Consider the following 11,987-nt stretch of genomic DNA (forward strand, 5'->3'; position numbering starts at 1 on the left):
GGGGATTCTCCTGGCTGTTACTTCTGTGCGGCTTCGAAGAGGGTGAGGACGTCGGCCGACGAATCGGTGATCGTCAGGGAGACGACCGGACGGCCGTGCTCGGCCAGGACGGCGGCATCGCCGGCCGCCTGTGCCTCGATGAGCTGGCCGAACGTGAACGGTCGCTCAGGGATCTCGAGATCGACATCGGTGCGCTCCAGGATCTGCAGGAACACGCCCTGCGCCGGCCCGCCCTTGTGGTACTGGCCGGTGGAGTGCAGGAACCGGGGTCCCCAACCGAACGTGGTCGGCCGACCGGAGTCGGCGGCGACGAGCTCGCGGAGCCCCGGCAGCTGCGGGACGTCGAGCCGGTTGACGTATGCCTGGATCGACACGTAGCCGTCTGCCGGCAGCGCCGCCCACAGCGCGTCGAGCACGCCCTCGACGGTTCCGGACGCCGCCAGAGCGGGGTCGGACACGCGAACCTCGACGCCGTTCTCGATGAATGCGGGAGCGGTCGGCGCCGGACGGGCATCGAGCAGACCTCGAGCCGCGACCTTCGCCGACTCGACGTCGGGCTGATCGAAGGGATTGATGCCGAGCAGGTAGCCGGCGATCGCCGTCGCGTACTCCCAGACGATGAGCTGCGCACCCAGCGAACCGCTGACGAGGATCTCGCCCTCGTGCCGCTCGCGCAGGTGGAACTCGTTGGCGTCGTCGACGAGCCGCACGATCTGCAGGTCGGACGGCTGGGAGTCGAGCTCGGGCGACACGGGCAGCAGCACGACGGGCAGGATGCCGGTGCCGTCCTTGCCTGTGGACTCGGCGATGAGCTGCTCGATCCAGTCGGGCAGGCCGTTGATGTGCGTGCCGTCGGTGATCAGGCCGAGCTTGTCGCGACGAGGCACCGTGGCGGAGATCGCCGCGGCCAGGCGCAGTGCAGGGTTGTCGGCCGAATCGATCGCGACCTCGAGCAGCGAGGCCTCTGCCTCGTCGAGAAGCTCATCGATGTCAGCTCCGGCGAGGCCCGTCGGCACGAGCCCGAACGCGGTGAGCGCCGAGTAGCGCCCGCCCACATGCGGGTCGGCGTTGAACACGCGGTAGCCGGCTTCACGAGCGGAGACGTCGAGCGGCGAGGCCGGATCGGTGACCACGATGATGCGCTCGAGCGGATCGATGCCCACGTCGCGGAAGGCTGCTTCGAACGTGCGACGCTGTGAGTCGGTCTCGATGGTCGATCCCGACTTCGACGACACCACGAGCACGGTGCTCTGCAGGCCTTCGTCGAGCGCGGCGAGCACCTGACCGGGAGCGGTCGAGTCGAGGATCGTCAGCGGGACGCCGGCGGTCTGGGCGATCACTTCGGGGGCGAGCGACGAGCCGCCCATGCCCGCGAGCACGACCCGCGTCACACCCTTCTCGTGCAGATCGGCGCGCAGTGCGACGATCTCAGCGACCAGAGGGCGTGAGACGGATACCGCCTCTACCCAGCCGAGGCGGATCGATGCCTCGGACTCGGCTGCCGGGCCCCACAGGGCCGCGTCGCCGCCGGTGACTCGCGAGGCGACGAGGTCGTGGACGAGAGCGGGAACCGTCTCGTCGATCGCGACCCGAGCCGCGCCAGAGGCGTGGATCGCAAAAGTCATCGCTGCGCCTCGAGGCCCTCGGCCACCTGCGTCAGGAGGTCGTGCCACGAATCGATAAACTTGGCGACACCCTCGTCCTCGAGCACCTGCGTGACGTCGGTGAAGTCGATCCCGAGAGCGTCAAGGCCTGCGAACACCGCGCGAGCATCCTCGTAGCCGCCCGTGATGGTGTCTCCGGTGACGACGCCGTGGTCGAAGGTCGCCTCGAGCGTCTTCTCGGGCATCGTGTTGACGACGTCCTTCGCGACGAGCTCGGTGACGTAGAGCGTGTCGGGCAGTGCCGGGTCCTTGACGCCGGTCGATGCCCACAGCGGGCGCTGGGCATTCGCGCCGAGCTTGATGAGGTCCTGCGCACGCTTCTCGGCGAACTTCTGCTCGAAGAGTTCGTAGGCGAGACGGGCGTTCGCGAGTCCGGCCTTGCTCTTGAGGGCCTCGGCCTCGTCGGTGCCGATCGCCGAGAGGCGCTTGTCGGTCTCGGTGTCGACGCGAGAGACGAAGAACGACGCGACGGAGTGGATGCTCGACAGGTCGAAGTCGGCGCTGTGCGCGCGCTCGAGCCCGGCCAGGTACGCGTCGATGACCTCGGCGTAGCGCTCCAGGCTGAAGATCAGGGTCACGTTGACGCTGATGCCCGACGCGATCGCCTCGGTGATCGCGGGCAGGCCCGCCTTCGTCGCGGGGATCTTGACGAGCAGGTTGGGGCGGTCGACCTTGGCCCACAGCTTCTTGGCCTGTTCGACGGTGCCCTCGGTGTCGTGCGCGAGGTCGGGGGAGACCTCGATCGACACGCGGCCGTCGACGTGGCCCGACTTCTCCCACACGGGGCGGAAGATGTCGAGAGCGGCTGCGACGTCCTGCGTGGTCGCGGCGAAGACGGCTTCTTCGGCCGTGGCGCCCGATGCGGCGAGCTCGGTGACCTGCGCGTCGTACGACGTGTTGTTCTTGTCGGTGATCGCGTTGGCGAAGATCGTCGGGTTGGTCGTGACGCCGACGACATTGCGGGTCTCGATCAGCTCGGCGAGGTTGCCGGAGGAGATGCGGGTGCGCGACAGGTCGTCGAGCCAGATGCTGACACCGGCTGCTGCGAGGTCTGCGGTGGGGGTGCTCATGCGTTCTCCTTGATGGTCTCGCGTGCGGCCGCGATGACGGCCTCGGTGGTGATGCCGAACTTCTGGAACAGGGTCTTGTAGTCGGCGGATGCGCCGAAGTGGTCGATGCCGACCGAACGGCCGCGGTCGCCCACGATGCCGCGCCAGCTGAGCACCGAACCGGCCTCGACTGAGACGCGCGCGGTGACGGCCTTGGGCAGGACCGACTCGCGGTAGGCCTCGTCCTGCTCGTCGAACCACTCGAGCGACGGAGCGGAGACGACGCGCACGTTCACGCCTTCCTCTGCGAGGGCTGCGCGTGCGTCGACCGCGAGCTGCACCTCGGAACCGGTCGCGATGATGATCACGTCCGGCGTGCCGTTCGGAGCATCGGCGAGGACGTAGGCGCCCTTCGCGACGCCGTCGGTCGAGGCGAAGACATCGCCCTCCGCCGAGCCCTGTCCGCGCTCGAACACCGGGATGTTCTGACGCGTCAGAGCGATACCGGCCGGTCCCTCGTGACGGCGGAGGATCTCGAGCCAGGCGGCCGAGGTCTCGTTGGCGTCAGCGGGGCGCACCAGGGTGAAGTTCGGGATGGCGCGCAATGTGGCGATCTGCTCGACCGGCTGGTGGGTCGGACCGTCCTCGCCGAGGGCCACCGAGTCGTGCGTCCAGACGAAGATGCTGGGCACGTTCATCAGCGCGGCCAGACGCACCGGCGGGCGCATGTAGTCGCTGAAGATGAGGAACGTACCGCCGAAGGCGCGCGTCGGGCCGTGCAGCACGATGCCGTTGATGATCGCGCCCATGGCGTGCTCGCGGATGCCGAAGTGCAGCACGCGGCCGTACGGGTCACCCGACCACTCGTGCGTCGACCACTCTGCGGGGATGAAGGACTTGGAATCCTTGATCGTGGTGAGGTTCGATTCGGCGAGGTCGGCGGATCCGCCCCAGAGCTCGGGGAGCTCGGCGGCGAGAGCGTTGATGACCTGGCCGGACGCCGCACGGGTCGACACGTCCTTGCCGCTCTCGAAGACGGGGAGAGCGGAGGTGATGTCCGCAGGCAGATCCTTGGCCTCGAGACGATCGAGGAGGGCCTTGCGTTCGGGGTTGGCCGCGGCCCACGCGTCGAACGACTTCTGCCACGCGGCACGCTCCTCGGCGGCGCGATCGGCGAGACCGCGGGTGTGGGCGATCACATCGTCGGCGATCGCGAAGTGCTCGTCGGCGTCGAATCCGAGGACCTTCTTGGTCGCGGCGAGCTCGTCGCCGCCCAGGGCGGATCCGTGGATCTTGCCGGAGTTCTGCTTGCCGGGCGACGGCCAGCCGATGATCGTCTTCAGGATGATGAGCGACGGCTTCGAGGTCTCGCCCTTGGCGGCCTCGATCGCAGCATGCAGCTCGGCGACGTCCTCGACGTACTCGCCCGTCTTCTTCCAGTCGACGGTCTGGACCTGCCAGCCGTATGCCTCGTAGCGCTTCGCGACGTCTTCGGTGAAGGCGACGTTCGTGTCGTCCTCGATCGAGATCTGGTTGGAGTCGTAGATCGCGATGAGGTTGCCGAGCTCCTGGTGGCCGGCCAGCGAGGAGGCCTCGCTGGTGACGCCCTCCTGGAGGTCGCCGTCGCCCGCGATCACGTAGACGAAGTGGTCGAACGGGCTGGTGCCCGCCTCAGCCTCGGGGTCGAAGAGCCCGCGCTCGTAGCGAGCGGCGTAGGCGAAGCCCACCGCGGAAGCGAGCCCCTGGCCGAGAGGGCCGGTGGTGATCTCTACGCCCTTGGTGTGGCCGTACTCGGGGTGGCCGGGGGTGAGCGAGCCCCAGGTGCGGAGCGCCTTGAGGTCGTCGAGCTCGAGGCCGAAGCCGCCCAGGTAGAGCTGGACGTACTGGGTGAGCGAAGAGTGTCCGACCGAGAGGATGAAGCGGTCGCGGCCGAGCCAGTCGGTGTCGGTCGGGTCGTGACGCAGCACCCGCTGGTAGAGGAGATACGCGGCTGGAGCCAGGCTCATGGCGGTGCCGGGGTGGCCGTTGCCGACCTTCTCCACGGCATCCGCAGCCAGAAGACGCGCGGTGTCCACCGCGCGTCGGTCGATCTCATCCCACTGCAATTCCGACACTGTGAAGCCCTTCTGCAACTGTTCGAGAGCGCCCGGATTGCACGATCGCAGTCCGCAACGCAAAGGAAGGGTTTGTGATGTGCGCTGGGCGCGCGAGTCATTTCAGCATAGCGCCGAGGTCTGACCCATTACCCCCCTTTACAACGCTCCGCGCTTCCAGTAATTCCATGGATCCGTCCCGAGTTCCACAGCACTCTGGGACTGCGGATCATCGTTCCTGGAACGCGATTCCGTGACGCCCGGGCGAGGCGGATGCAGAGCATGAAGGCGGGCCCAAGACCTGAGCGCGGGCGAGCCCATCGTCTCGTGTGCCCTAGACTGGGAAACGCTGTCGTGACGCGTGTGGAGGAGGCGATCGAGATCTCGACGATGTCTGATCAGACCGTTGTGAAGAAGTCCATCGGTCGCACCGTGAAGGCGTACGTCGCCCTCACCAAGCCGCGCGTCCTCGAACTGCTGCTGGTGTCGACCGTCCCGGTGATGTTCCTCGCCCAGGGCGGTCTGCCCGACCTGTGGCTGGTCCTCGCCACCGTGATCGGCGGATCGTTGAGCGCCGGGTCCGCCGCGGCGTTCAACATGTATCTCGACCGCGACATCGACGCGCATATGCATCGCACCGAGAACCGTCCGCTCGTCACGGGTGAGATCACCCCGCGGGGCGCTCTGATCTTCTCGTGGACCCTGGCCGTGGTCTCGACCGTGTGGCTGTGGTTCACGACGAACTGGCTGGCGGCGACCCTGTCGGCATCCGCCATCTTCTTCTACGTCGTGATCTACACGATGATCCTCAAGCGCCGCACCGAGCAGAACATCATCTGGGGCGGCATCGCCGGATGCTTCCCCGTGCTCATCGGCTGGGCCGCGGTCACCGGTTCGCTCGACTGGCCGGCGTTCATCCTCTTCGCGCTCATCTTCCTCTGGACGCCGCCGCACTACTGGCCGCTGTCGATGAAGTACAAGGACGACTACGAAGACGTCGACGTGCCCATGCTCGGCGTCACCCGCAACGCCTCGCAGGTCGGACTCCAGGTCATTCTGTATGCCTGGGCCACCGTCGCCTGCTCGCTGCTGCTGATCCCGATCGCGAACATGGGCCTCGTCTACGGCGTCTCAGCCGCCGTGTTCGGCGGCTGGTTCATCTACGAGTCGCACCGTCTGTACAACCAGGCGGTGCGAGGCAACGAGGCGCGGCCGATGCGAGTCTTCCACGCCTCGATCACCTACTTGACGCTGATCTTCGTGGCCGTCGCGGTCGACCCGCTGCTGCCGTTCTGAGCCTCGTCGTCCTCGGCGATCTGCTCGGCCTGCACGTCGGTCGCGTCGTTCTCGACCGTCGTGGTCTCATTGTGGTCGACGGCGTCTGATTCGGTGTTCCAGTCGATCGGCTCGACGACGACGGGGGCGGGGGAGGGCAGAAGCGCCTGCACCGCGCTCAGCGCCACCGCGACGAGGATTCCGATGACGCCTGCGCCCAGCAGTGCGGCGCCGACGACGACGAGCGACTGCCCGACGTAGACCTCGATGCCGGTCGCGGTGCCGTCGAGCAGAGTGCTCGTCATGGTGCCGATCTGACCGGCGATGAGCCAACCGCCGACGCCCGCCGAAGCGAGCGAGAGCACGAGGAGGAGCCAGAAGCCGATGCTGCGTGTCAGTGACTTGTTCATGTCGGCCACGTTGCACGACGAACTGATGAGCCTCTGATGCCGCAGCTATGCGTTCACTGTGCCGAGGCTCCGGAGCGCGCCGACCGATCGGCGACCTCCGTCACTCCTGGGGCGCGACCGGCTTCTTCAGGTGCAGCGCCACGACCGTGTACGCCGCTGCCGAGAGCGACGCGAGCACCATGTGGATGCCGACGAGCAGGGGAGGGAGTCCCTCACGTGCCTGCCAGATGCCGACACCGACCTGCACGAGGATCGCGATCACGAGCACGAGCAGCCACTTGCGGGGCTCGAGGCGCAGCACCCACGCGGAGATCGTGAGCGTGGCGACGAGTGCGGCGAGGATGTATCCGGGCCACGCGTGCACGTGCGCCAGCACGGTGGCGTCGAACCCGTGACGCAGCACGTCGGCATCACCCGAATGCGGGCCCGAACCGGTGGTGAGCACACCGAAGACGATCGTGACGGCGAGAGCCAGACCCGTGACGTGGCTCAGGATCGCGAACCACTTCGGTACCGCGCGATCCCTCGGGCCCGGCTGCCCGTACAGACGCACCAGGAACGCCGCGGTGACGCACACCAGCAGCAGGGAGGACACGTAGTGGAATCCGACGATGAAGGGGTTCAGGCCGGTGAGCACGGTGATGCCGCCGACCAGCGCCTGTGCGACGACTCCGAGCAGGACGATCCAGGCGAGGATGACGAGATCACGTCGTTCCGTCGCCAACCGGACTGATCGCACCATGGCTGCGATCACGGCGATGAGCAGAGCGCCCATGGCGAACGGAGTCGCCGGAAGGGAGAACAGCGACACGATCGCGAAGGTGATGACGGCGGCGACGATGCCTGCCGCCGCGAACCGCAGGGCGGAGAAGACCAGGAGACGGCCGCCGACACGTGCGAGCACGAGCAGCAGTGCGGCGAGGGCGATGATGCCGACGACGCCCGTCATGACGCGGTTGCCGAACTCGATGATGCCGTGGATTCCCTGGTCGGCATAGATCGGCACGAGTGACTCGGGGGTGCAGAGCGGCCACTCGGAGCAGCCGAGTCCGGATCCGGTGAGGCGCACTGCGCCGCCGGTGCCGATGATGATCGTCTGTGCCAGGAAAGACAGCCAGGCGAACACGCGGAGCGCTCGTCCCCAGAGGATCGCATGCGTCGACGTCGGTGCGATCGCGGGAGACGAGATCGTGGGCTGGGGCATAAGTCTTCTCCGAACCGCCCGGACATGGCGAGCGGCCCTGTCTTCAGGCGGAACCTGTAGAATCGGATTGTTGTGATGAGCGCTTACCGCGCTGAAGCATCACCAACAGTTTAGGCGCGATGGATGCGCCGGTGATGAGGGCCCACCAACGGCACCCGCTCCCGCAGACTCGACGGGGATCAGGTGTGTCGGGGCGGATGACACCGTTTTGGGACCTGTGAGGAGAGTGTGTGATGTCGGATGTACTGATCGACCGCCCGGAGCTTGACGGCCTGGGGGTGTACGAATTCGGATGGCATGACGAAGATGCCGCCGGAGCCATCGCCAAGCGTGGAATCTCCGAAGAGGTGGTTCGCGGGATCTCGGCGCTCAAGCACGAGCCCGAATGGATGCTGAAGACCCGCCTCAAGGGTTACCAGCTCTTCGGACGCAAGCCGATGCCGACGTGGGGTGCAGACCTCAGCGAGATCGACTTCGACAACATCAAGTACTTCGTGCGCTCCACGGAGAAGCAGGCGCAGTCCTGGGAAGACCTCCCCGCGGAGATCCGCGAGACCTACGAACGCCTCGGCATCCCCGAGGCGGAGCGCCAGCGCCTCGTCGCCGGTGTCGCGGCTCAGTACGAGTCCGAGGTCGTCTACCACCAGATCCGCGAGGACCTGGAGGAGCAGGGTGTCATCTTCATGGACACCGACACCGCTCTGCGTGAGCACCCCGAGTTCTTCGAGGAGTACTTCGGCTCGGTGATCCCGGCCGGCGACAACAAGTTCGCCGCACTGAACACCGCCGTCTGGTCGGGCGGCTCGTTCGTCTACGTCCCCAAGGGGGTGCACGTCGAGATCCCGCTGCAGGCCTACTTCCGCATCAACACCGAGAACATGGGCCAGTTCGAGCGGACCCTGATCATCGCCGACGAGGACAGCTACGTCCACTACATCGAGGGCTGCACGGCTCCGATCTACAAGTCGGACTCGCTGCACTCGGCCGTGGTCGAGATCATCGTGAAGAAGAACGCCCGCGTTCGATACACGACGATCCAGAACTGGTCGAACAACGTCTACAACCTCGTCACCAAGCGTGCGGTCGCGCACGAAGGCGCGACGATGGAGTGGGTCGACGGCAACATCGGCTCCAAGGTGACGATGAAGTACCCGTCGATCTATCTGATGGGCGAGCATGCCAAGGGCGAGACGCTCTCGGTCGCCTTCGCAGGCCCCGGCCAGCACCAGGACGCCGGCGCGAAGATGATCCACATGGCGCCGTACACCCAGTCGTCGATCGTCTCGAAGTCGATCGCCCGCGGCGGTGGACGTGCGGGATACCGCGGTGAGGTCAGGGTGGACGCCAATGCGCACCACTCTGCGAACACCGTGCGCTGCGATGCTCTGCTGGTCGACACCAAGTCACGCTCCGACACATATCCGGCGATCGACATCCGTGTCGACGACGTGCAGCTCGGCCACGAGGCGACCGTCTCGAAGGTCAGCGAAGAGCAGCTCTTCTACCTGCAGTCCCGCGGCATGCCCGAGGACGAGGCGATGGCGATGATCGTGCGTGGCTTCATCGAGCCGATCGCACGGGAACTGCCCATGGAGTACGCGATGGAACTGAACAAGCTCATCGAAATGGGCATGGAAGGATCGGTCGGCTAAATGGCGGCCTCGACGACAGCGCCCAGCGAGGCGCAGCACACGAACGCGCACATCGACCCCGCAGCACAGGTCTCGCAAGCCGGATTCGTCCCGGTGCAGACACGCTCGGAGCGCCCCCACTCGTTCGACCCCGACGATTTCGGTGCTCCCACCGGGCGCGAGGTCAACTGGAAGCACACCCCGGTCGCCAAGCTCTCGCCTCTCTTCGAGGTCGCGGGCTCGGGCGACGGTGTGAGCTACTCGTTCGGCTCGGGAGAGCAGTACGTGTCGGCGCCGCTCGCCGCCGGCGATGCACCGCGCGGAGAGGTCTTCCTCGCGGAGGACATCACCGCCGCGATCGCATGGCAGGGCTCGCCCGAGGCGCTGCACGTCCGCATCCCGCGCGAAGAAGAGGTCGCTGAACCCGTCTTCATCGCGATCGACGGACTCGGTGCAGACCGGCGCGCCGACGCGCACCTCGTGATCGAGGCGCTCGAGCACAGCTCCGCCACTGTCGTGCTCCAGCACACGGGCGCTGCGCAGTACTCGCAGAACGTCGAGATCATCGTGCGCGACGGAGCCAAGCTCACCGTCATCAGCCTGCAGCAGTGGCAGGACGAGGCCGTGCACACGTCGGCGCACCAGGCCAGGGTCGGCGCGGATGCCACGCTCAAGCACTTCGTCATCAGCTTCGGCGGCGGCGTCGTGCGCGTGAACCCGAGCGTCGAGCTTGCGGGTGCAGGCTCGGAGGGCTACCTCTACGGTCTCTCCTACGCCGACGCGGGGCAGCACCTCGAGAGCCAGGTCTTCCTGCATCACAAGGGGCCGCACACCAAGGGCGACGTGCTCTACAAGGGTGCGCTCCAGGGTCAGGGCGCGCACAGCGTCTGGATCGGCGACGTACTGATCGGCGCCGACGCGAACGGCACCGACTCGTACGAGGCCAACCGCAACCTGGTGCTCACCGAGGGCGCTCGCGCCGACTCGATCCCGAACCTCGAGATCGAGACGGGCGACATCCTCGGAGCGGGCCACGCCAGCGCCACCGGTCGTTTCGACGACGAGCAGCTGTTCTACCTGCAGGCCCGAGGCATCAGCGAAGAGGAAGCCCGCCGTCTCGTCGTGCTCGGATTCCTCACAGACATCGTCCAGCGTCTGGGAATCCCCGCGCTGGAGGCCGAGCTTCTCGCCGCGATCGAGACGGAGCTCGCCGAGGTGAACGCATGACCGCGGAGCGCGTCTGCGGTGTAGCCGAACTCGAGCAGGACATGCCGCTGCGTGTCGAGCCGAACGGCGTGCCGATCACCGTCATCAAGGACTCCGAAGGCGTGATCCATGCCATCGGAGACACCTGCACCCACGGTGACATCTCTCTCTCAGAGGGCTTCGTCGAAGGAGAGACGGTGGAATGCTGGGCCCACGGCTCCGCATTCTCGCTGCTCACCGGCAAGCCCCAGAATCTCCCCGCTTATGAGCCCGTTCCGGTCTACGTCGTCGAGATCGACGGCGACGACGTGCTCATCGACCCGACCGTGACGAAGGAAGTCTGAATGTCTGTTCTCGAAATCCGCGACCTCTACGTGACGGTCGAGACCGAGGCGGGAATCACCCCGATCCTCAACGGAATCACCCTCACGATGAACACGGGTGAGACGCACGCGATCATGGGCCCCAACGGCTCGGGCAAGTCGACGCTCGCCTACACGATCGCCGGTCACCCGAAGTACACGGTGGCGTCCGGTTCGATCACGTTCGACGGCCAGGACGTCCTCGCGATGAGCGTCGACGAGCGCGCTCGTGCGGGTCTCTTCCTCGCGATGCAGTACCCGGTCGAGATCCCCGGCGTGACGGTGACGAACTTCCTCCGCACCGCCAAGACCGCGATCGACGGCGAGGCGCCGGCGATCCGCGGGTGGACGAAGGACGTCAAGACGGCCATGTCCAACCTCCGCATGGACCCGAAGTTCGCTCAGCGCAACGTCAACGAGGGCTTCTCCGGTGGCGAGAAGAAGCGCCACGAGATCCTTCAGCTCGAGGTGCTCAAGCCGAAGTTCGCAGTCCTCGACGAGACCGACTCGGGTCTCGACGTCGACGCGCTGAAGATCGTCTCCGAGGGTGTCAACCGTGCCAAGGAGTCGACGGGCCTCGGTGTGCTGCTCATCACGCACTACACCCGCATCCTGCGCTACATCCGCCCCGACTTCGTGCACGTGATCGTCGCGGGCAAGATCGTCGAAGAGGGTGGCCCGGAGCTCGCTGACCGGCTCGAGGACGAGGGATACGACCGATTCCTCGACCCCGCAGCCCCCATCGAGGCGTAGGCTGATTCGCATGACAGCCACCCTCACCGACGAGAAGTACGACGAGGTCACCGAGGCTCTCAAGGACGTCATGGACCCGGAGCTCGGGATCAACGTCGTCGACCTCGGCCTCATCTACGATCTCGCATGGGATGACGAGAACGATGCTCTCGTCATCCACATGACGCTCACCAGCGCAGGCTGCCCACTGACCGACGTGCTCGAAGACCAGACCGCTCAGGCTCTGGACAGCGTCGTCGATCGCTTCCGCATCAACTGGGTGTGGATGCCGCCGTGGGGCCCCGAGAAGATCACTGACGACGGGCGCGACATGATGCGCGCTCTCGGCTTCGCCATCTGA

General features: G+C 66.5%; 11 protein-coding genes. 6 read left to right on the forward strand and 5 right to left on the reverse strand.

Translation table 11 applies throughout. The annotated features are described in order from the left end of the window. Positions 1-17 precede the first annotated feature (17 nt). The 3 genes from ACLKOY_RS01535 to tkt are packed head-to-tail and all read right to left on the reverse strand — an operon-like array spanning position 18 to position 4,827. Positions 18-1,625 (reverse strand): glucose-6-phosphate isomerase, encoded by a 1,608-nt coding sequence (locus ACLKOY_RS01535; protein WP_436452142.1) that lies wholly within the window; start codon positions 1,623-1,625, stop codon positions 18-20. Beyond that, the gene (gene tal / locus ACLKOY_RS01540; protein ID WP_140037297.1) at positions 1,622-2,734 is read right to left on the reverse strand and encodes a transaldolase; all 1,113 of its coding nucleotides are present in this window, start codon (positions 2,732-2,734) and stop codon (positions 1,622-1,624) included. Before tal ends, ACLKOY_RS01535 begins: the two co-directional genes overlap by 4 nt. Next, on the reverse strand, positions 2,731-4,827 hold the full coding sequence (gene tkt / locus ACLKOY_RS01545) for a transketolase (RefSeq protein WP_436452143.1): 2,097 nt from the start codon (positions 4,825-4,827) through the stop codon (positions 2,731-2,733). The genes tal and tkt overlap by 4 nt, the downstream gene beginning before the upstream one ends. Positions 4,828-5,196: 369 nt before the next feature. On the opposite strand from tkt, the gene ACLKOY_RS01550 reads away from it, so the two are divergent. Continuing rightward, complete coding sequence (locus ACLKOY_RS01550) at positions 5,197-6,102, forward strand: heme o synthase (protein ID WP_140038720.1); 906 nt, start codon at positions 5,197-5,199, stop codon at positions 6,100-6,102. On the opposite strand, the gene ACLKOY_RS01555 is transcribed toward ACLKOY_RS01550, so the two are convergent. Both ACLKOY_RS01555 and ACLKOY_RS01560 read right to left on the reverse strand, forming a co-directional pair. Then, entirely contained in the window at positions 6,048-6,491 is a 444-nt protein-coding gene (locus ACLKOY_RS01555; protein WP_436452144.1) for a hypothetical protein, read from the reverse strand. The genes ACLKOY_RS01550 and ACLKOY_RS01555 overlap by 55 nt on opposite strands. Before the next feature lie 100 nt (positions 6,492-6,591). Next, positions 6,592-7,695: a COX15/CtaA family protein gene (locus ACLKOY_RS01560; RefSeq protein ID WP_436452145.1), complete on the reverse strand. Its 1,104-nt coding sequence runs from the start codon at positions 7,693-7,695 to the stop codon at positions 6,592-6,594. 233 nt (positions 7,696-7,928) lie between these two features. Here ACLKOY_RS01560 and sufB point away from each other — a divergent pair, with 233 nt between their 5' ends. Genes sufB through ACLKOY_RS01585 form a run of 5 tightly spaced genes read left to right on the forward strand, consistent with a single transcriptional unit; the run spans position 7,929 to position 11,987 of the window. Continuing rightward, positions 7,929-9,347 (forward strand): Fe-S cluster assembly protein SufB, encoded by a 1,419-nt coding sequence (gene sufB / locus ACLKOY_RS01565; protein WP_042537589.1) that lies wholly within the window; start codon positions 7,929-7,931, stop codon positions 9,345-9,347. Beyond that, positions 9,348-10,553, forward strand: a complete 1,206-nt coding sequence (gene sufD / locus ACLKOY_RS01570; protein ID WP_436452146.1) for a Fe-S cluster assembly protein SufD — start codon at positions 9,348-9,350, stop codon at positions 10,551-10,553. Then, a complete protein-coding gene (locus ACLKOY_RS01575; protein WP_042537584.1) occupies positions 10,550-10,876 on the forward strand; it encodes a non-heme iron oxygenase ferredoxin subunit in 327 nt (108 codons plus the stop codon). Before sufD ends, ACLKOY_RS01575 begins: the two co-directional genes overlap by 4 nt. Beyond that, positions 10,877-11,647 carry a Fe-S cluster assembly ATPase SufC gene (gene sufC / locus ACLKOY_RS01580; protein WP_140037293.1) on the forward strand — a complete coding sequence of 257 codons (771 nt, stop codon included), beginning with the start codon at positions 10,877-10,879 and terminating at the stop codon, positions 11,645-11,647. Between the two features lie 10 nt (positions 11,648-11,657). Further along, positions 11,658-11,987: a metal-sulfur cluster assembly factor gene (locus ACLKOY_RS01585; protein ID WP_042537580.1), complete on the forward strand. Its 330-nt coding sequence runs from the start codon at positions 11,658-11,660 to the stop codon at positions 11,985-11,987.

The organism is Microbacterium sp. K2, assembly GCF_051365005.1.
Taxonomy (GTDB): Bacteria; Actinomycetota; Actinomycetes; order Actinomycetales; family Microbacteriaceae; genus Microbacterium; species Microbacterium foliorum_B.

What these genes read in the sequence shown, in the direction of transcription:
- ACLKOY_RS01535 (WP_436452142.1), bottom strand. Translation starts at nt 1,625, where the DNA reads ATGACTTTTGCGATCCACGCCTCTGGCGCGGCTCGGGTCGCGATCGAC.
- ACLKOY_RS01575 (WP_042537584.1), top strand. Translation starts at nt 10,550, where the DNA reads ATGACCGCGGAGCGCGTCTGCGGTGTAGCCGAACTCGAGCAGGACATG.
- tal (WP_140037297.1), bottom strand. Translation starts at nt 2,734, where the DNA reads ATGAGCACCCCCACCGCAGACCTCGCAGCAGCCGGTGTCAGCATCTGG.
- ACLKOY_RS01550 (WP_140038720.1), top strand. Translation starts at nt 5,197, where the DNA reads ATGTCTGATCAGACCGTTGTGAAGAAGTCCATCGGTCGCACCGTGAAG.
- sufB (WP_042537589.1), top strand. Translation starts at nt 7,929, where the DNA reads ATGTCGGATGTACTGATCGACCGCCCGGAGCTTGACGGCCTGGGGGTG.
- ACLKOY_RS01560 (WP_436452145.1), bottom strand. Translation starts at nt 7,695, where the DNA reads ATGCCCCAGCCCACGATCTCGTCTCCCGCGATCGCACCGACGTCGACG.
- sufD (WP_436452146.1), top strand. Translation starts at nt 9,348, where the DNA reads ATGGCGGCCTCGACGACAGCGCCCAGCGAGGCGCAGCACACGAACGCG.
- ACLKOY_RS01585 (WP_042537580.1), top strand. Translation starts at nt 11,658, where the DNA reads ATGACAGCCACCCTCACCGACGAGAAGTACGACGAGGTCACCGAGGCT.
- ACLKOY_RS01555 (WP_436452144.1), bottom strand. Translation starts at nt 6,491, where the DNA reads ATGAACAAGTCACTGACACGCAGCATCGGCTTCTGGCTCCTCCTCGTG.
- sufC (WP_140037293.1), top strand. Translation starts at nt 10,877, where the DNA reads ATGTCTGTTCTCGAAATCCGCGACCTCTACGTGACGGTCGAGACCGAG.